This is a genomic window from Marinobacter sp. S6332, from assembly GCF_023016045.1.
Taxonomy (GTDB): Bacteria; Pseudomonadota; Gammaproteobacteria; order Pseudomonadales; family Oleiphilaceae; genus Marinobacter.
Map to the genome: position 1 here is coordinate 433,046 of NZ_JALKAP010000001.1, position 19,250 is coordinate 452,295.

The window sequence follows — 19,250 nt, forward strand, 5'->3', positions numbered from 1 at the left end:
AGGCTGTGCCTCAGCCCACCTGTGACAGTTTGAGCAGGTGTTTGAGATCCTTGAGCATGTCCTTACCGGAGTTCTCGGGGCCATAATGCATCATCACGTTACCGAAGGGATCGATTAACATAATACGCGGCTCTTTTTCCGGGTTAATGCTTGCAGGCCAGCCCGGTGTGGTACCCGGCACTGGTCTCAGGCGCTCCATCAACCGGTATTCGGTGGGCCAGCGCGCCGCTAGATCACCGGAAATGCCACCCAGTACGGCGGCTCGGGATACGCGGTTAGCGTTTTTGCCCAGTGCAATATTGGCCTGCCGGGCAAGGTAGAGAAGTTCTTCGCAACGGCTATCGCACTCGCCAGCTGCAACCACGAGTAGCCACTGGGGATCTGTCTGGCCTGCGCTAAAGCGTTCAGCCAGAGGCTCGCCCGAGAGCGTCTCAAGATTAAGCGCGGCAACAGGCACCGTCGGACTGATCAATGCGCCCTGATTGGTGTGGCCTGCCGGGTTTAGCCAACCGGTATAAAACATAATAGTGGCCAAAATCATCGGCCCAAACCCAAGTGCAAACAGCAACATAGCGGTGCGTCTGCCTCTGCGGACCTGTTCCGGTGTAGGGCCTTCTGTTTCTTCTTGCTGTGGTAATTGGTTAGCCATTGTCATTGTCATTATTGGTTCCTGTCTTTCGATAACTCGCCACTACACTCAATATAGTCAGCACCACTGCAAGCGCAAACCATTGTGTCGCATATCCGTAGTGGGTTTGTGGCCCCATGAGATCTGGTTCCCAATCAGCGCGGTAAGCTCCCGGCTGTTCGCTACCGCTAAGCCGAATAATTGCGCTAGGCAATCCCGGAACATCTTCTCTCGCAACGTCTCCGGGAAGCGCCTGCACTCGCCGGGGCCAACTGTCTGAAACGGCTGATTCTCCAGACAACAAAGGCGGTTCCGGGTAAGAGCTTAACCGACCGGTTAGCTTGAAAACACCTTTGGGGGGAGAAACAACGGGCAGCCTGTCTCGGGTTCGTGGCGCCGCCACCCAACCTCTGTTGACCAAAACCGCGGGCCCCTGAAGCGGGTAAAAGGCCGTTAGCACTTCGTAGCCGGCAATGCCATCGCGGGTCCGGTTATCCAACAACCAACTACGTTCGCCAAAGAGCCCTGTAATCGTAACCGGCCTACCGTTATCCAGCCCGCTGGCAACCTGTTCAGGCCAATCGAGGTTTTGGGCTTCTTGTTGCCATTGCTCAATTAGAACCTGCTTTTCCGCAGCCCGGTTCAGTTGCCAAATACCCAGCCCTATCAACAATGGCAGGAAGGCTCCTGTAAAAACCATTAATCGCCAGTTTAGCTGCCATTTTCGCGCGTGTTGCTTTGTCTCAGTCATGGTCTGCTATAGTAAATCTGGCAGCAATCAAAACAAAAACCAGAGACGTCTCTATGCTCAAAGCCCTTATCATTTTCCTCATGCTCGCCGTAATCTTCAGCCTTTTCAGTGGTTTGTTCTTTCTCATCAAGGACGGCGGCAAAACCAATCGAGTGGTGACTTCCCTCGCTGTGCGGGTAACGCTAAGCGTGCTTCTTTTGGCGGTTATTCTTTTTTCTTTGTGGCAAGGGAGCCTGACGTTACATCCGACTCCCTGACCCCACACCCCACACCCCACACCCCAAGTTGCATCAAATAACGTACACGAACACAAACAATCCCAGCCAAACCACATCCACAAAGTGCCAATACCAAGCAGTCGCTTCAAAGCCGAAGTGATTGTCGCCCGTGAAATGCCCTTTTTGTATGCGTATCAGCATGATAATCAGCATGAGAGTGCCCAGCATCACATGAAACCCGTGAAAGCCGGTGAGCATGAAGAATGTGCTGCCGTATATGCCAGATTGCAGCGTCAGGTTAAGCTCCTGATAGGCGTGCATGTATTCTTCCGCTTGGAAGAAAAGGAACACCAGCGCCAATATGATGGTCGCGCTAAGCCAAATTTTTGTTTTCTTGCGGTTATCCGCTTTGAGAGCGTGGTGGGCTATCGTCACGGTAAACGATGAAGCAACCAGCAGGATGGTGTTCAACAGTGGCAATCCCCAAGCGCCAATAACGGACTTTGGTGCTGGATAGGCTTCAGGATCGGGGTTGTTGATCAACGGCCAAGTAGCTTGGAAACCTTCCCAGAGCATGTTGGAGCTGCCGCGGTCACCCTCGCCGCCCAACCAGGGCACAGCGAACACCCGGGCGTAAAACAGTGCGCCAAAAAATGCCGCAAAAAACATGACTTCGGAGAAAATAAACCAGCTCATACCCCAGCGGAATGAGCGATCCATCTGTGGGCTATAGAGTCCGCTTCGGCTCTCTTTGATAACACTGCCAAACCAGCCGAACAGCATGTAAATCATGATCGCGATGCCAACCGCGAATATCATCCAGTCACCACTGGTGCTCTGGCCCTGATTGCTGCTGACCATAATCGAGGCTGCGCCGTAAAGCATGACACCAAGCCCCACCGTGGCCACAATCGGCCACTTGCTCTGTTCGGGAACGTAATAGCTCTGATTTTCCGCCATAGCAATCTCCGATGGCTTATCCGTTATCGATTATTGTTGTGTTCGTTGTGCTTGTTACAGCCGCCTGCGGCTCGCCTTGATCATAAAGCGTGTAAGACAGCGTTAGCTTGGTGATGTGGCTGGGCAAGTCCTGATCCACAATAAAAACCAACGGCATATGGGTGTTCTCGCCGGCAGATAGCGGCTGCTGGTTAAAGCAAAAACACTCGGTTTTGTGGAAGTACAGGGTTCCTTCGGATGGTGACAGGCTGGGTACCGCTTGCCCCACCATATCCTTGTCCGTCGGATTTTCCGCATAAAAGTTCACCGTTGTAGCTTCACCGGGATGCACTTCAACACTGCGCTCCACCGGCCGGAACACCCAAGGCATGTCTGGCCCGTTCTGGGCCAGAAATTGCACTTTGATCGTGCGCGTCATGTCTGCAGCGGTGCGCTCAGTTGATTCATAGCGGCCGCTAGTTTTGCCATTTATGCCTGTAATGTCACAAAACACATCGTACAGAGGCACCATGGCAAAACCGAAGGCAAACATGCCGAACACGCTGGCGACACACCAGCCAATAACCCGCTTATTGCTGCGTTGGGGCGTCGGTCTATTTGCCTGTTGCTCAGCCATTTTTGCCTACCTCTATTTCACTTCCGGTGGCGTCGAAAATGTGTGATAAGGCGCGGGTGACGGTACGGTCCACTCTAGCCCTTCTGCACCGTCCCAAGGTTTTGCAGCCGCTTTTTCGCCGCCTTTCACACACTTCACCACAATTAGAAGGAACAACAATTGGGTCGCGCCGAACATAAAGGCACCGACGCTCGACACCATGTTGAAATCGGCAAACTGCAAGGCGTAATCCGGAATCCGGCGTGGCATTCCCGCAAGCCCCAAAAAGTGCATGGGGAAGAAAGCCAAGTTCATACCCACAAACGATAGCCAGAAATGGGTTTTCGCTAAGGTTTCGTCATACATGTGGCCAGTCCACTTAGGCAGCCAGAAGTACGCCGACGCGAAGATGCCGAATATAGCTCCAGGCACCAACACATAGTGGAAGTGGGCCACTACAAAGTAAGTATCGTGGTATTGGAAGTCCGCAGGTGCAATCGCCAACATCAACCCGGAAAAGCCACCGATGGTAAAGAGGATCACAAAGGCAATGGCAAACAGCATGGGAGCTTCAAACGTGAGTGAGCCCCGGAACATGGTAGCCACCCAATTGAAAACTTTAACGCCCGTTGGTACCGCAATGAGCAAGGTGGCATACATAAAGAACAACTGCCCAGCCACTGGCACGCCTACAGTGAACATGTGGTGCGCCCATACCAAGAACGAAAGCAGGGCAATGGCACCCACCGCATACACCATCGATGCATAACCAAACAGCTGCTTGCGGGAAAACGCAGGAATGATCTGAGAGATCGCCCCGAAGGCCGGTAGGATCATGATATATACCTCCGGGTGCCCGAAGAACCAGAACACGTGCTGGAACAGAACCGGGTCGCCACCGCCAGCTGCATTAAAGAAGCTGGTGCCGAAGTTGATGTCCATCAGCATCATGGTAACCACGCCCGCTAACACAGGCATTACCGCAATCAGCAAGAACGCGGTGATCAACCAAGTCCATACAAACATCGGCATTTTCATGAGTGTCATGCCCGGTGCCCGCATGTTGAGCACCGTGGCGATAACGTTGATCGCACCCATGATCGACGACACACCCATGATGTGAATGGCGAAGATAAAGAAAGTTGTGCTCGGTGGCCCGTAGGTAGTGGAGAGCGGGGCGTAGAAGGTCCAGCCGAAGTTAGGCGCACCGCCCTCCATGAATAGAGTTGATACCAGAATCAGGAACGCACAGGGCAGCAGCCAAAAGCTCCAGTTGTTCATCCGGGGCAGGGCCATATCCGGCGCGCCGATCATCAGCGGTATCATCCAGTTCGCCAAGCCAACGAACGCTGGCATTACCGCACCAAAGACCATAATCAGGCCATGCATGGTGGTCATTTGGTTGAAAAATTCCGGCTGGACAATTTGCAACCCTGGCTGAAACAGCTCTGCACGAATGACCATCGCCATGGTTCCCCCTAAGAGGAACATGGTGAAGCTGAATATCAGGTACATAGACCCGATGTCTTTGTGGTTCGTGGTCAACAACCAACGGCTGATGCCGCGAGCCGGACCATGATGATGATCTTGTGCGTGGGTACCTGCAACCGCACTCATGAAAACCCCCGTTACCGCCAATGTTTGTGGCTGGTGATATCTGTTATCTGGCGTAGATTACTGTTGATTCTTGTAATCGAAGATTTCTTTTGGCGTGACCATGTCACCCACCTTATTACCCCAAGCGTTACGCTCGTAAGTAATGATGGCTGCAAGATCCGCTTCGCTCAGCTGTCCGCCAAAGGCCTGCATCGCTGTGCCGGACACGCCGTTCACTACCACATCGATGTGTGCGGCCATGTCTCCCGTAGCAATGGCGCTGCCTTTGAGAGCCGGGAATGCCGGTGGAACGCCGCTGCCATCGGCCTGATGACAAGCTGCGCAGGCTGTGACATAGGCTTTTTCGCCCCGCTCCATCAGCTCTTCCATGGTCCAGTCTTTCTGGGTCAGCTCACGCTCTTTCTCGGCTGCCGCTTTCTGATCGGCAACCCAGGTGTTGTATTCCTCTTCCGGCACGGCTTTCACTACCACCGGCATAAAACCGTGGTCCTTGCCACACAACTCGGTACATTGGCCACGGTAGGTGCCCGGCTTGTCGACGCGGGTCCAGGCTTCGTTGATGAAGCCGGGAATGGCATCTTTCTTGACGCCAAAATCAGGCACCCACCAGGAGTGAATAACGTCATTGGCCGTCAGCAAAAAGCGAACCTTCTTGCCCACCGGGATAATCATCGGGTTATCCACTTCCAGCAGGTAGTTTTCACCTTTGGCCTGCCGGTTATTGATTTGATCTTTCGGTGTCGTCAGGTTGGAGAAGTAACCAAAGTCTTCGTTGATATACTCGTACTGCCACTTCCACTGATAACCAGTCACCTTGATGTCGACATCCGACTCGGTGGTGTCGTACATGTCGATCAGGGTTGTTGTGGCAGGAATTGCCATAACAATGAGAATGACAAGCGGAATGAGCGTCCAAAGAACCTCAACCAACGTGTTTTCATGAAAGTTGGCCGGTTTTGCGCCCTGAGACTTGCGGTGGGCGAAGATAGACCAGAACATAATCCCGAATACCACGACGCCTATAACGACGCAGATCCAGAAAATGGTCATGTGAAGGTCAAATATATCGTTACTGGTACCGGTTACCCCCGGGGTCATGTTTACCGTCCAGTCCGCCATGGACAACGCGGGAAACGATAGACCGCCTAAAAGGGCACCTACCCGCTGAGCGTGCACGCGCATACTGTGTCTCCACAGAGTGTTATTCTTGTCGGATTTTGCGTAATCCCTCTACTCGTTAACCGGCGCTCGCATTCGCCAGAAAATCGCAGAGTGAAAGCCTGCTTATTGGATACATCACCATCGAGTATAGACACAGATCAAAAAAAGACTAAAAACCAATTAAACCCAAAACGACTAAGCATGTTCTTTTAAGAAGCAGATCGAATATGGCAATTAAGCTATCGGTAACAGACCGCCGTTTATGGGCACTGGCATGGCCATTAATGCTCACCAACCTCACTGTTCCATTGTTGGGACTGGTGGATACAGCTGTACTTGGGCACTTGGAAACTCCGGAGTATCTGGGCGCCGTGGCGGTTGGCGCTAACCTGTTCAGCATTCTGTACTGGACGTTCGGATTTATGCGCATGGGCACAACCGGGCTCGCGGCTCAGGCCTGGGGCAAGCGCGACAGCTTCAGCCAGGTGGCACTGCTTCTACGCTCGGTCATGTTGGCCATCGGCATTGGCCTGCTGCTGATTCTATGTCATCAGCCGCTAATTCGAATCGGGCTGGAGCTGATGAATCCCAGCCCGGGCGTAACCGAGCTTGCTGCCGAGTACGCGGCCATAAGAATCTGGAGCGCCCCGGCGGTGCTATGCCAGTACACGCTTGTGGGCTGGCTGATTGGCACCCAGTTCGCCCGTGGGCCGATGATCATGCTGATCGTGGCCAATGGGCTGAATATCGTGCTGGATGTATTTTTCGTAACGGTGTTGGGCTGGAATAGCCGGGGCGTGGCCATTGCCACGGTAATCGCCGAGTACGGTGCTGCTATCATCGGTTTTATGATCGTGCTGCAGCGCATGCCTGATGGGCAAAAGCTCACCCGGGCATTGTTCGGTACCCTCTCAGACTACCTGGCCATCCTCCAAGTGAACCGCTACATCATGGTTCGCACCATAGCTCTGCTATTGGTATTGGCATTTTTTACCGCTCAAGGGGCTCGTCAGGGCGATACCATTTTGGCGGCCAACGCAGTGCTGATTACTTTCCTGCTTTTGATTTCCAACGCTCTGGACGGGTTTGCCAATGCGGCAGAAGCGTTGATTGGTGAGTCTGTGGGCAAAAACAGCAAAAGGCGCTTTATGGTGGTGTTCCGCTGCGCTCTGCGCTGGTCTTTGTGGGGGGCATTGCTACTGACCATTCTGTTCGTTGCCGGAGGCCGTGGCTTAATTGCACTGCTGACAGGCATTGAAGAGGTGCGTACCACCGCTTGGCAATACTTGCCCTGGCTCTGGTTGCTGCCTTTCGTATCCGTATGGGGGTTTCTATTCGACGGCGTATTTATCGGCGCTACCCGTACCCGGGAGATGCAAAACACCATGCTGTTTTCCGCCTTGGGGGTTTTCGCCCCTGTGTGGTGGTTCACCACAAGCTGGGGCAATCACGGGCTCTGGTTTTCACTCATCTGCCTCATGTTAGCCCGAGCAGCGAGTATGGGTTGGCTATGTTGGTCACATACCCGTAACGATCGATGGTTCAGTAACCAATAGCCCAGAAGAGCAATCGTTAACAATATCTGACAGTCCAGAAATCGCAGCCCACAAAATCTCGTCTACACTTGTCAGAAAAGAAGGGCGCCTCGCGGTGGTGAGTCGAAGTAACCCGCCGCTTAGTTGTCCAGTTACTTTATTGCCCGTTACGGGAGGCGCCTTGCGACCTCAATTTGTTCAAATACCGGCATGTCCTCAAATGACTCCACAGGCAGTCCTAGAGATCATTGACCACGCGCGACGCAAGGAGGCTCGCTCGGGAACCTTTCTGAGACAGCTGCATGAGAAGGCAGCGGCATTGCCTTCGGCTGTCACCATCGAGGGCTTTCAACCCGCTTCTTGCCTGTTCCAGTTCGCCATAGAGTACATAGAAATGGCGCCACGGCTTATAGAATGCGTGGATGCCTGTGCCCGTGAAGCAGGAACGGCCCAGTTGTTTGATCCGTTTGTGAAAGCGGCCATCGGTTACTTTACAGAGCCTTCGGCACTGCTTGTGCGCTACGATGGTTTGGACGGCCTGTTGATACGCGCCTACCTCTGCCACCGCCTGATGGAAGAAATGCACGAAAACAATCACTCCATTCGAACCGGCGGCCTGGTCGATATGGAAGCAACTCGTGCAAACCTGCTGGTTCACGAGCTGATAGGCGAACCCTTCGCAAATGAGCTGGACAATTCCATCACCATAACAGTGCTGCAAATTGCCGGTACGCCGGATTACTATGAGCTCAACCTGGACCCCTTCGTAGAACAAGTAAATAACGAAGCCTGGGACTGGATGCGGCGCTACTGGGAAAACCTTCTGGTCCGTAATCACATCCGCTTTTCTCTGGGCTCGGGCTTGGCCTGATTCGGCTAGGGGTGCTGGAATTTAGAGGGTGGAGCGCTGCGCAATTAATAGGTTCATATTCGTCATGAGAGTAAAAACGCTTTGTTTGGTGGCCGCTTGCCTGCTACCGACCCCGTTGATCGCGGAAGAGCTTAGAATGCGAGTACAGCTTACGGGCGGCGCAGGCCCGGTGACTGGTGCAGTGGTGTACCTCAATGACGGGAGCCACGCAGCGCCTATACGGGCAGAAGTGATTCAAAAAGACCGCATGTTTCATCCCCATGTTTTGATTCTGCCTGCTGGCTCCAGCGTCGACTTTCCCAATCAAGACAATACCCAGCACCACGTGTATTCATTTTCGCCAGCGAAAACCTTTAACCTCGAACTCTATGCGGGCAAACCTGAGGCACCCGTACTCTTTGACCAGCCAGGCATTGTTGAGCTGGGCTGTAACATTCACGACCATATGCAGGCATTTATTGTAGTGGCAGACACCCGCGCCATCGGACAAACCGATGAACAGGGAGAGCTCACGCTTGCACTGGATTTCGGTGCCGCCCCGAAACCGGACTCTCTAAGCTTGAATATCTGGCATCCCCGCTTACCGGATAACACCAAACCCATTGTCCGCGAATTAAGTTCCGCCAGTCTGGAAAACACTCCAGTGCACACTGTGAGCATTGAGCTCGACCCCGAGCCGAGGCACGAAGGCCCTCTGGACCACCTCCAGAAACGCTTTCAGGAGCTTTGATGGAGCGCACAGCGAACCGCATCGGTTTTCGCGGTCGTCTTGTCACGGCCATGGTTGCGCTGGTTGCGTTAGTGAGCCTGTTAATTGGCGCACTGTTGATGGTGTACCTATTTGAGGACGAGAAACGCCGGGCACTGGAACAACTCAGCATCGCCGAACGCCTCACAAACGAAGTCATCGAGCGCCGCACGGATCTGGAGCTCTCCCGCCTGAGCGTGGTTGTTCGGGATTTCGGCTTCCGCTCTGCCATCGCGAGCCGCGATCCCGCCACTCTTAGCAGCGCGCTGGAAAACCACAGTGGGCGTGCGGAGGCAGATTTTGCATTACTTCTGGGCCAACAAGGCGAGCTTCTGGCATCCACTCTGGCCAAAGCCCTGCCCGACATTACCTCCACGCAGCTATCCACCGCCCGTAGGGATGGGTATGACCGCTCACTGCTCACCGTCGACCAACGTGGCTACGAAGTGCTGGTAGTTCCGGTAGAAGCGCCCGGATTGCGGGCCTGGCTGGTCGCTGGCTTTGAATTGGATCAGGAATTGGCCGACATTATTGCGAGGCTCAGTGGCAGCTCCGTTATTTTCCGCACAAGCACTGACGCTTCGAGCGGTTTTACCAGCTTTGCAGCGTCAACAGACATCGACAGGGCAGAGGAGCCCGCACTTATCAGCTCTGCCGGTGGCGGCCACTTTATCGAAAGCGCCCGCTATTTCACGCGTACGCTCAACCTTGGCGCCTCTGGGCAAGGTGTCTTCGAGGCGATCCTGATGATCAGCCGCGAGGCCAGTCTACAGAACTACTACACACGCGCTCTGGAGATAGCTCTACTTGTTGCCGTGATCATGATACTTGCGACACTGCTGGCCTTGCTCATTGCAAGGCATCTAGGCAGGCCGGTGTTGCAGCTTGCAGACTACGCCCGCGCTGTCGGCCAAGGGCTAAACCCCCAAGCCCCCAGCATCCGCACTGGGGGTGAACTCCTGCAACTCCGCGATACCCTGCGGGATACCTTGGCCCAACTCACTCGGCGCGAGGCAGAAATTCGCTATGCCGCAACCCACGATGAAGTAACCGGGCTGGGTAACCGGAACGCACTGATGCACACGGCGAATGAGAGCTTTAAGTCAGGAGAGCCTTGCAGTCTGATTGGGCTGCGCGTGAGCGATCTTTCCGACATTAACGATACTCTCGGCATCGAGTTCGGCGATAAGGTACTACTTGGCCTCTCGAAACGACTGCGTGATGAACTACCCGATGCTCTCCACATAGCACGAACCGGCGGCGGCGAGTTTCTGGCATTACTCCCGGCGTGCAGTTTGGAAACTTTGGATCAGCAGGCGAAGAGCTTGCACGCCAGCGCCGAATCACCGCTAAGTATCGACCGTACGCCGTTTTCATTGCGTGCCACTCTGATATCCATGCAACTGCCCGCCGATGCCTCAAACACAAATGAGCTGAGACGGCGGGTGAACCTAACGTTCGAGCAGGCTTTGCAGCAGCGCCTCGCTATCACACGCTACGAACCCGGGCGTGACGAGAACCACCTACGGGAACTCAAACTGATCTCCGATCTTCACAGCGCCATCCGCAACAATGGCCTGCACATGAATTATCAGCCTAAACTGGACAGCCACAACGGGCAGCTGCTTCAAGTGGAAGCTCTGGTGCGCTGGGTACACCCTGAGCTGGGCTTTATCTCACCGGAGGAATTCATCTTTCTGGCGGAACAATCCGGGCAGATCCACGATCTGACAGACCACATACTGCAGAGTGTTGCTGGTGATGCCCGCGCTTGGTTTCGTGCTGGTCTGGATGCAGGTGTGGCGATCAATCTTTCCGCAATGGACTTAACCAGACCCGGGCTGGCCGAACGCGTCGCCAGAACTTTTGAAGACTGGCACCACAACATGGACCGCATCACTCTGGAAGTCACCGAGAGCGCCTTGATGGAAGACCCCGCCGAAGCCATGGCGACCTTAAACCGCCTGAGGAATCTCGGCGTTACGCTTTCAGTTGACGACTTTGGTACCGGTTATTCCTCGCTGTCTCAACTGCGCATGCTGCCGGTTCAAGAGCTGAAAATTGATAAATCCTTCGTGTTAAAGCTGAACACAGAACCTCAGGATCAACTGATTGTAAAATCCACCATCGACATGGCTCACGGCCTTGGGCTAAAAGTTGTCGCAGAAGGCATCGAGAATCTCGAGACCTGGAAGCTGCTGCAAACCTGGGGCTGCAACGTGGGTCAGGGTTTTTACCTCAGCCGCCCAGTGTCTGCAGCAGACCTTGCGCAAACAGCGGCCACCATTAAAGAGCGTCAGCAGGAGCTGGCCGACATTTCGCCGGAGCATTTGTCATGACACCCTTTGCCGCAGGATTCATCAACACACTGGTGGCCGGGAGGTTTATCCCTCTGCTAACACTAGGAATTCTCTCAGCGCCTGCCGCCATGGCCGATATCGGCAGCCGTATCTGGGCCACCGGAGGCGTAACCACCATAGAAGGCAGTGCGGGCGGCGGTTTGGTGCCCTGGGCCATGCTTGGCAGTTACGCCAGTGATGAGGAATGGGGCGGTACACTTGCCCTTAGCCGAGCCGAGGTGGATGACTACTCCCTCTCGGTTACCGGTGCGGGCTTGAACTGGAATAACCGGGTTGAGGTAACCGTTGCGCGCCAGACACTAGACCTGGACAGCTTAGTGTTCACCCTTAAAAACGGTTTTGGGCTAGAACAAGATGAACTCAATCAGGATATTTTTGGTGTAAAGCTAAGGCTGGCTGGTGACGTTCTCTACAGCCCTTGGGGGCAGTGGTCTGCAGGCATTCAACACAAGCGGCAACGGGATTTCACCGTGCCAAACGCGATCGGCGCCCGGGATGACAGCGGCACAGATGTGTATCTTTCCGGCTCCAAAGTGTTTTTTGCCGCGGTGTTCGGCCGCAACCTTTTGGTAAACGCGACAGTACGTGGTACCCGCGCCAACCAAGGCGGGCTGTTAGGTTTTGGCGGCGATTTGAATAACGGATACGAGCTAATGTCGGAAGCCGGTGCTGGCGTTTTTATTAATCGACACTGGCTGTTGGGTGCCGAGTACCGACAAAAACCCGACAACCTGAGTTTTGCTCGGGAAGACGACTGGTGGGATGTATTCGTTGCCTGGGTGCCAGATCGTCGGCTAGCGGTAACGGCTGCATTCGTGAATCTTGGCGATATCGCCACGCTGGAAGACCAGCAGGGTGTTTACCTGTCCATACAGGGGAGTTTTTGAGCATGAGCAACGTCAAACCAATCATAGCTGCACTTTTGATCACGGCCGGGCTTGTCCTAAGTGGCTGCCAAAGCCTTCACAACGAACCTGACAACACCCTTTATCAACAGCTCGGTGAACGATCTGGAATTGCAGATGTAGTAGAAGACCTTCTTTACCTCATTGTTGCCGACGAGCGCATTAACCATCAGTTTAAGGGTATGAATGTGGCTCAGTTCCACCGCAACCTTACCGATCAACTGTGCGAGCTCAGTGGCGGCCCATGTACTTACTCAGGGCGCGAGATGCGTGAACTACACGCAGATATGGGAATTACAAATACGCAGTTTAATGCGCTGGCAGAAAACCTTATTCTGGCCATGGAAAAAAATCAGGTACCAACAGCAGCGCAAAACAGGCTGATCAAACAGCTGCTGCCAATGTACCCGGATATACGGCATCTTTAAAAACCCGGGGGAATGCCGGGTGAACGTACATGAGGCGAGATACCAACATGACTGAGAAAAAAATAGACATCCGGCCTGGCCGCTACCGGCATTACAAGGGTAAAGATTACGAAGTAATCGACATTGCCCGCCACAGCGAAACCGAAGAAAAGCTTGTAGTTTACCGCTGCCTATACGGCGATTACAGCCTGTGGGTACGCCCTCTTAGCATGTTCCGTGAAACAGTAAACGTAGCGGGTGAGCAGGTTGCGCGTTTTGCACGCATTGATAAGGACTGACCGTTACACAAGTCTTTTGACTCAGCTAGCCAATTACTGCACATTACCGCGTTTTCATAATACCTGCCTTCACATGAAGGTCGACTAACCCACCACGCGTACTCGGAGTTTTCCCATGAATGCCGTTGTTGCTGCGGTGCTGATCATGCTCGTGCTGAGTTTGGCCCGCATCCACGTTGTTGTTGCCCTAATCGTAGGCGCCGTTTCCGGTGGCCTAATCGCCGGACTATCCCTTGAAGCTACCATCGAAGCCTTTAACAACGGCCTCGGCGGCGGTGCTACCGTCGCACTTTCGTACGCAACCCTGGGCGCCTTCGCCGTTGCCATCGGCAAATCCGGCCTTGCCCATGCGCTGGCAGATAAAACGCTCACTATGGTCGGCCAGCAGGAAAACAGCGCAGCCGCCAAAAGTGTGCGCTACATGATCATCGGGGTGCTGATCCTGATTGCGCTGTCATCCCAGAACATATTGCCGATTCACATTGCGTTTATCCCGCTGGTTGTCCCTCCCATGCTGTACGTGATGGCCAAACTGAAGATGGATCGCCGACTAGTAGCCTGTGCGCTCACCTTCGGTTTGATCACGCCCTACATGTTCCTGCCCATCGGCTTCGGCGGCATTTACCTGAACGACATTCTAATGGCTAAAATCAGCACCAATGGTGGTGAAACAGAAGGCCTAAGCGTAATGCACGCTATGGCTCTGCCCGCCTTGGGCATGCTCTGCGGCCTGCTGATCGCCGTCTTCTTCACCTACCGCGGTGAACGTGAATATGATTTAGAAGCCATCACCCGTACCGAGCGCGTAAACGTCTCTTACAGCTCTGGCACACTGGTTATGGCCATTGTCGCAATCATAGCCGCCTTCGTGGTTCAGCTCTGGCTGGGTTCCATGATTCTTGGCGCTCTGGCGGGCTTCCTGCTGTTCAATCTTTCTGGCGTCGTCAAATGGAAAGAAGCCGATGACCTGTTTACCGAAGGGATGAAAATGCTGGCCATGATCGGCTTCATCATGATCGCCGCTTCGGGTTTTGCGGAAGTAATGCGTGAAACCGGCGAAATCGCCACACTGGTGCAAAGCTCTGTAGACGTAATCGGCAACAACAAGCCCATGGCTGCGCTCCTGATGCTATTGGTCGGCCTGATGATCACCATGGGTATTGGCTCGTCCTTCTCGACGATTCCCATCATTGCCGCCCTCTACGTGCCTCTGGCGCTGGAAATGGGTTTCAGCTCTCTGGCTATCGTTGCTTTGGTCGGCACTGCAGGTGCCCTAGGTGATGCCGGCTCCCCAGCCTCCGACTCAACCTTGGGGCCAACGGCCGGCCTGAACGTAGACGGCCAGCACAACCACATCTGGGATTCCGTGGTGCCTACGTTCCTGCACTACAACCTGCCGCTGCTCGGGTTTGGGTGGTTGGCGGCTATGGTTCTCTGACTTCGACTTTGGAGTTGGCCTTCTTTTCGTAGCCTGCCGGTTTTGGGGGCTACGAGGTCACGTTGGGTCTTTTCTTCTGGAAAAAACAAACTCGCTGCGCTCAGACATCTTTTTTCCGCCAGAAAAGACCCACCGCACCCTCTAGGCACACAGAATAGTTATCGCTAGGGAAAGAATGGAAAGGGGAAAACGTTCCTGCAACATTTTCAATGCTGCCAACACCGGATACGCGAAACCATAATCTGGAATTTGAAATCTAGAATCTGAAATACGGAATCCAAACCGTACTGAACGGTCCAAACATCTTTATCTTTTAAACCGATCTATCCTCGCAGTAAGAACAAGAGGACGTGGGGAGATGTTTTTCTGCCGGGAAAAAGATGTCTGAGCGCAGCGAGTTGTTTTTCCCAGAAGAAAAATATATCGCCGCGGCCTCGTACACCACCTCTCCAGCAGACTAAAGTTTTTAGCAGCCAACTCCCAATTCTTAGTCCTCACTCCCAGCCTTAAAGAAAACAACCTGCTTAACCGTGTGATCATCTTGGTTATCACGCTGGTTAACCCGAGTTTCGAGCTCAGGATTGGCCGGCACCTCCGTATCCGACATAGCATCGGTAAAACCGCAAGCCACACATTCGCGAATCTGCTCGTCGTTGTCGTCGGTGAACATCATGATTTTGTCCATCTCCGCACAGCGGGGACAAACCGCACCGGCTATAAAACGCTTTGGGGTCGCCATAACGTAACTCCAGATTGATTCCCCAGTGCCTGCTATAGCCACCGGGGAGGATTAGGTCAGGCCGCTTCGTCTGTGATGCCAGTCTGCTTCAACAAGGCATCCACCTGCGGCTCGCGGCCTCGGAAGGCTTTGAACAGCTCCATTGGCTCCTGAGACCCGCCTTTTTCCAGAATGTTCTGCAAGAACGCCCGGCCGGTTTCCGGATCAAAGATGCCATTTTCCTCAAACAGCGAGAACGCATCCGCAGCCAGTACCTCTGCCCACTTGTAGCTGTAATATCCCGCAGCGTATCCGCCAGCGAAGATGTGGGAGAAGGCGTTCGGGAAACGGTTGAACTCCGGCCCTTCCACTACCGCTATCTCCTCACGCACTTTTCGGTGCATGTGCAGCGGATTGGTAGGCGCCTCTTCGGCAAACTCCGCATGGAGGCGGAAATCGAACAGGGAGAACTCCAACTGTCTCACCATAGCCATGCCTGACTGGAAGTTCTTGGCCGCCAGTAGCTTCTGCAGCAGGTCTTCCGGTAGTGGCTCCCCGGTCTCGTGATGGCTGGCAATCAAGGCTAAAGACTCTGGGTTCCAGCACCAGTTTTCGAGAAACTGGCTGGGCAGCTCTACCGCATCCCAGGCCACGCCGTTGATGCCGGACACATCCATAACTTCCACTTGGGTAAGCATGTGATGCAAACCGTGGCCAAATTCGTGGAACAGGGTGGTTACTTCATCGTGGGTGAGCAGCGACGGTTTGCCATTCACCGGTGGCGTGAAGTTACAGGTAAGGAAAGCCACTGGCAGTTGCAGTGTGCCACGCTGGTCGCGCCAGCGTACCCGGCAGTCGGCCATCCAGGCGCCACCACGTTTGCCTTGACGGGCAAACAAGTCGAAGTAGAACCAAGCAATGGGTTCGCCGTTGCGGCTGATGCAGTAGGCGGTGGCGTCTTCGTGCCAGGTTTCTACATCTGATTTGGCTTCAATTTGTATATCGAATAGCTTTTCCGCAACTCGGAACAAACCGGGTACCACTTTATCCACCGGGAACCAGGGGCGGAGTGTTTCAGGGGAGATGTCGTAGCGCTGCTGGCGAAGCTTTTCGCTGTAATAGCCAACGTCCCAAGCCTTTAGGTCATCCAGACCGTGTTCGTCTTTGGCAAAGGCTTTCAGTTCTGCATAGTCTTTCTCTGCAACCGGCTTGGATTTGGCCGCCAGCTCGTTGAGGAAGCCCAGAACTTCATCCGTATAACGAGCCATCTTTTTGGCCAGCGAGCGCTCGGCATAGTTGTTGAAGCCCAGCAGTTTGGCCAGCGCATGGCGGCGCTTGAGGATTTCGGCCATTACCTGAGTATTGTCCCAGGTTCCGGCATCTGGCCCTACGTCTGAAGCGCGGGTAACAAAGGCTTCGTAGACTTCGTGGCGCAGCTCACGGTTGTCGCAATAGGTCATCACCGGAAAGAAACTGGGGAAATCCAGAGTAATTACATAGCCATCCAGTTCTTTCTGGCTGGCCGCCTGTTTCGCGCCTTCAAGAGCGGATTCTGGTATACCGGCCAGCTCTTCAACATCGGTAATATGCTTGAACCAGTTTTGGGTGGCATCCAGCACATTGTCGCTGAAGCGGTTCGTGAGTTCTGACAGCTCACGGGAAAGGTCCGCATACTGCTTTTTCTGATCGTCGGGCAGGTCGACGCCGCCAAGGTGGAAGTCGCGCAGGGTGTTATCCACCGCTTTGCGTTGGGCTTCGCTCAGTTCGTTGAAATCATCCCGGGCGGCGAGCTTTTTGTAGGCTTCACACAGGACTGAGTTCTGGCTGACTTCGGTGCTGTACTCTGTGAGCTTTTCCAGACAGTTTTTATAAACTTTGCGCAGGTCGTCGTTGTTCATCACGCTGTTGAGGTGCGAGATAACCGACCAGGCGTTGCTCAGCTTGTTTTCAAGTGACTGCATGGGCTGAACCAGTGTGTCCCAGGTGGGGTCTTCATTCTGGGCCAGACTGGCGATTTTCACGCGGTTTTCGCTGAGAATCTGGTCGATCGCCGTTTCCATGTGTTCGGGTCTCACATGGTCAAACCTTGGCAGCAAATCATTAGTCAATAACGGGTTATTCATGGATCCCCTTCTCAGCTGTTAAAGTGTGAGGTAGCTTCCTTTGTATCAAACATCGGGGGAAGGCGTCTGTGTAGAGGCTTTGCCAAAACACGCCGTAAATACGTCCATGTAGGCTCGGCTCCGCCATCCATGGCTCCGCACGGTTTTGGCAAAGCCTCTACACAGCCGCCCTCAGCTCCCGGAAAAACGCAACATAGGGTATATGTAATGACGAATGTACGTTCTCACAAGGGTATCACGCCAAATTTAGGGGAGCGCACTTTGGTGGACCCCAGTGCAGTAGTGATCGGCGATGTTAAAACCGGAAACGATTGCTCCATCTGGCCGATGACCGTGGTGCGGGGTGATATGCACAGGATACGTATCGGCGACCGTTGCAGCATTCAGGACGGCTCGGTGCTTCACATCACCCATGCCAGCGATTTTAACCCGGGTGGTCATCCGCTTACCTTGGGCGACGATGTGACTGTCGGGCACAAGGCCTTACTGCATGGCTGCACCATTGGTAGCCGGGTGCTGGTGGGCATGGGCTGTATCATTATGGATGGTGCGGTGGTGGAGGATGAGGTGATTGTGGCAGCGGGCTGTTTGGTGCCGCCAGGCAAAACACTGGAGTCCGGGCATCTTTATGTTGGCTCGCCGTGCAAGAAGGCACGGGCTTTGACCGATAAGGAGCGCTCGTTTTTTGCGTACACGGCGGCCAACTATGTGAAGCTCAAGGACGAGTATCTGGCCGACGCTTAGTGCTCGGCCACAGTGCTTCTTTTTGCACCCGCCTGTTCCAGCGCCCGGGCGTAGTCTGCGCCTTTGCGGTGCTGGGATACGTGATCCAAAAAGGTTTTACCGGCCTCGTCAGTGGCGTTCAGATCGCCGCCGGCTTCTACGAAGAAGCCCACAAAGCGTTCAAAATCATCTGCTCTCATGGCTCTGTATGCTTTCAGCAAGGCCGTGTAGTCAGATCCTTCTTCTTTGGGCTCGCTTGGCAAGTGGCTTTTTACGCGCTCGTCGCTCCACTCTTCATCAAGAACCTTGGGTTTATCTGGGCCGCTCATATTTTCCCTCCTATATTTGTATATTTATGCTCAAGGCAGGATTTCCACGGGCAAGTCGCTGGTTGAGACGGATTCGTCACACTCCGGATCGCGTATGGCAATTTCTACCCGGCGGTTCAATGCACGGTTTTCAGCCGTATCGTTCGGGGCAAGGGGGTTGGTTTCGGCACGGCCAGCGGCGACAACGCGCTCGGCGGGGACCTGCCGAGTCATAACCAATTCGTGTACCACAGAGACAGCACGGGCAGCGGAAAGGTCCCAGTTGGAGCGGTAGCGGCTGCTGGATATAGGTCTGTCGTCGGTGTAGCCAGAAACCAGTACATCCCCGGTGCACCCCGCCAACACGCCAACCACTCGCTCAATAATGGGGATCATCTCTGGCTTGATAGCGGCCTCACCAGACCGGAAGGCGGCTTCTTCCGAGAACCGGATAACCACTTTATTTTTGTCGTAGTTAACGCTCAAAGCACCGGACGCCACTTCGTTTTCCAGCTCGCGGATCATGCTGCTGGCTAGGTCTATAACGCCGCCGGAAATAGCCGTGGTTGTGGAGTCCGGCGCGCGCTCGTCAATAAATTCAGGCTCCCGGGTTTGGGACTCCGTGGGCTCTGGCAGTGATACGGTATCTGACTCCACCAGAGTAATCGGTGAGCCGCCTATGTCATCACTCAACACATTGGCAGAACCGAACGCCACGGACATGGAATTCGCCATGGCTTTGTATTTTTCAATATCCATTTCCGCAAACGACAGCAACAGAATAAAAAACGTTAGCAGCAGCGTGGCAAGATCGGCAAAAGTAACAATCCACGCAGGTGTTTGGTTTTTCTGCCGAGGCTTTCTGGCGTTCCGGATTGTTTGCAA

The 19,250-nt window shown here is 54.1% G+C and carries 20 protein-coding genes; 10 read left to right on the top strand and 10 right to left on the bottom strand.

Going from position 1 to position 19,250, the window contains the following annotated elements:
* Positions 1-10: 10 nt before the first annotated feature.
* Both MWU62_RS01960 and MWU62_RS01965 read right to left on the bottom strand, forming a co-directional pair.
* Entirely contained in the window at positions 11-661 is a 651-nt protein-coding gene (locus MWU62_RS01960) for a hypothetical protein (RefSeq protein ID WP_348645618.1), read from the bottom strand.
* Entirely contained in the window at positions 642-1,379 is a 738-nt protein-coding gene (locus MWU62_RS01965) for an SURF1 family protein (RefSeq protein WP_247113170.1), read from the bottom strand. The genes MWU62_RS01960 and MWU62_RS01965 overlap by 20 nt, the downstream gene beginning before the upstream one ends.
* A 53-nt stretch (positions 1,380-1,432) precedes the next feature.
* Between MWU62_RS01965 and MWU62_RS01970 the strand changes: the two genes are divergently transcribed.
* The gene (locus MWU62_RS01970) at positions 1,433-1,636 is read left to right on the top strand and encodes a twin transmembrane helix small protein (RefSeq protein WP_247113171.1); all 204 of its coding nucleotides are present in this window, start codon (positions 1,433-1,435) and stop codon (positions 1,634-1,636) included.
* Between the two features lie 33 nt (positions 1,637-1,669).
* Here the strand turns inward: MWU62_RS01970 and MWU62_RS01975 are convergent, their stop codons facing one another.
* The 4 genes from MWU62_RS01975 to coxB are packed head-to-tail and all read right to left on the bottom strand — an operon-like array spanning position 1,670 to position 5,951.
* Positions 1,670-2,557, bottom strand: a complete 888-nt coding sequence (locus MWU62_RS01975) for a cytochrome c oxidase subunit 3 (RefSeq protein WP_247113172.1) — start codon at positions 2,555-2,557, stop codon at positions 1,670-1,672.
* Positions 2,558-2,573: 16 nt separating this feature from the next.
* A complete protein-coding gene (locus tag MWU62_RS01980; protein WP_247113173.1) occupies positions 2,574-3,173 on the bottom strand; it encodes a cytochrome c oxidase assembly protein in 600 nt (199 codons plus the stop codon).
* Between the two features lie 12 nt (positions 3,174-3,185).
* Complete coding sequence (ctaD, locus tag MWU62_RS01985; protein WP_247113174.1) at positions 3,186-4,769, bottom strand: cytochrome c oxidase subunit I; 1,584 nt, start codon at positions 4,767-4,769, stop codon at positions 3,186-3,188.
* A gap of 57 nt (positions 4,770-4,826) precedes the next feature.
* The gene (coxB, locus tag MWU62_RS01990; RefSeq protein ID WP_247113175.1) at positions 4,827-5,951 is read right to left on the bottom strand and encodes a cytochrome c oxidase subunit II; all 1,125 of its coding nucleotides are present in this window, start codon (positions 5,949-5,951) and stop codon (positions 4,827-4,829) included.
* Between the two features lie 206 nt (positions 5,952-6,157).
* Here coxB and MWU62_RS01995 point away from each other — a divergent pair, with 206 nt between their 5' ends.
* The 8 genes from MWU62_RS01995 (at position 6,158) to MWU62_RS02030 (ending at position 14,493) form a co-directional block, all read left to right on the top strand.
* Positions 6,158-7,486, top strand: a complete 1,329-nt coding sequence (locus MWU62_RS01995; RefSeq protein WP_247113176.1) for an MATE family efflux transporter — start codon at positions 6,158-6,160, stop codon at positions 7,484-7,486.
* Between the two features lie 199 nt (positions 7,487-7,685).
* Positions 7,686-8,336, top strand: a complete 651-nt coding sequence (locus MWU62_RS02000; protein ID WP_247113177.1) for a hypothetical protein — start codon at positions 7,686-7,688, stop codon at positions 8,334-8,336.
* Between the two features lie 136 nt (positions 8,337-8,472).
* Complete coding sequence (locus tag MWU62_RS02005; RefSeq protein ID WP_247113178.1) at positions 8,473-9,066, top strand: methylamine utilization protein; 594 nt, start codon at positions 8,473-8,475, stop codon at positions 9,064-9,066.
* Entirely contained in the window at positions 9,066-11,423 is a 2,358-nt protein-coding gene (locus tag MWU62_RS02010) for an EAL domain-containing protein (protein ID WP_247113179.1), read from the top strand. The genes MWU62_RS02005 and MWU62_RS02010 overlap by 1 nt, the downstream gene beginning before the upstream one ends.
* Complete coding sequence (locus MWU62_RS02015) at positions 11,420-12,331, top strand: DUF3034 family protein (protein ID WP_247113180.1); 912 nt, start codon at positions 11,420-11,422, stop codon at positions 12,329-12,331. Before MWU62_RS02010 ends, MWU62_RS02015 begins: the two co-directional genes overlap by 4 nt.
* A gap of 2 nt (positions 12,332-12,333) precedes the next feature.
* Positions 12,334-12,777 carry a group 1 truncated hemoglobin gene (locus tag MWU62_RS02020; RefSeq protein ID WP_247113181.1) on the top strand — a complete coding sequence of 148 codons (444 nt, stop codon included), beginning with the start codon at positions 12,334-12,336 and terminating at the stop codon, positions 12,775-12,777.
* 47 nt (positions 12,778-12,824) lie between these two features.
* Entirely contained in the window at positions 12,825-13,055 is a 231-nt protein-coding gene (locus MWU62_RS02025; RefSeq protein ID WP_247113182.1) for a DUF1653 domain-containing protein, read from the top strand.
* A 115-nt stretch (positions 13,056-13,170) separates the two neighbouring features.
* A complete protein-coding gene (locus tag MWU62_RS02030; protein ID WP_247113183.1) occupies positions 13,171-14,493 on the top strand; it encodes a Na+/H+ antiporter family protein in 1,323 nt (440 codons plus the stop codon).
* Between the two features lie 487 nt (positions 14,494-14,980).
* On the opposite strand, the gene MWU62_RS02035 is transcribed toward MWU62_RS02030, so the two are convergent.
* Positions 14,981-15,232, bottom strand: a complete 252-nt coding sequence (locus MWU62_RS02035; RefSeq protein ID WP_247113184.1) for a YheV family putative zinc ribbon protein — start codon at positions 15,230-15,232, stop codon at positions 14,981-14,983.
* Positions 15,233-15,288: 56 nt separating this feature from the next.
* A complete protein-coding gene (gene prlC / locus MWU62_RS02040) occupies positions 15,289-17,334 on the bottom strand; it encodes an oligopeptidase A (RefSeq protein ID WP_247113185.1) in 2,046 nt (681 codons plus the stop codon).
* A gap of 207 nt (positions 17,335-17,541) precedes the next feature.
* On the opposite strand from prlC, the gene MWU62_RS02045 reads away from it, so the two are divergent.
* Complete coding sequence (locus MWU62_RS02045; protein ID WP_247113186.1) at positions 17,542-18,078, top strand: gamma carbonic anhydrase family protein; 537 nt, start codon at positions 17,542-17,544, stop codon at positions 18,076-18,078.
* Here the strand turns inward: MWU62_RS02045 and MWU62_RS02050 are convergent.
* Complete coding sequence (locus MWU62_RS02050; RefSeq protein ID WP_247113187.1) at positions 18,075-18,386, bottom strand: PA4642 family protein; 312 nt, start codon at positions 18,384-18,386, stop codon at positions 18,075-18,077. The genes MWU62_RS02045 and MWU62_RS02050 overlap by 4 nt on opposite strands.
* Positions 18,387-18,416: 30 nt before the next feature.
* The gene (locus MWU62_RS02055) at positions 18,417-19,250 is read right to left on the bottom strand and encodes a flagellar motor protein MotB (RefSeq protein ID WP_247113188.1); all 834 of its coding nucleotides are present in this window, start codon (positions 19,248-19,250) and stop codon (positions 18,417-18,419) included.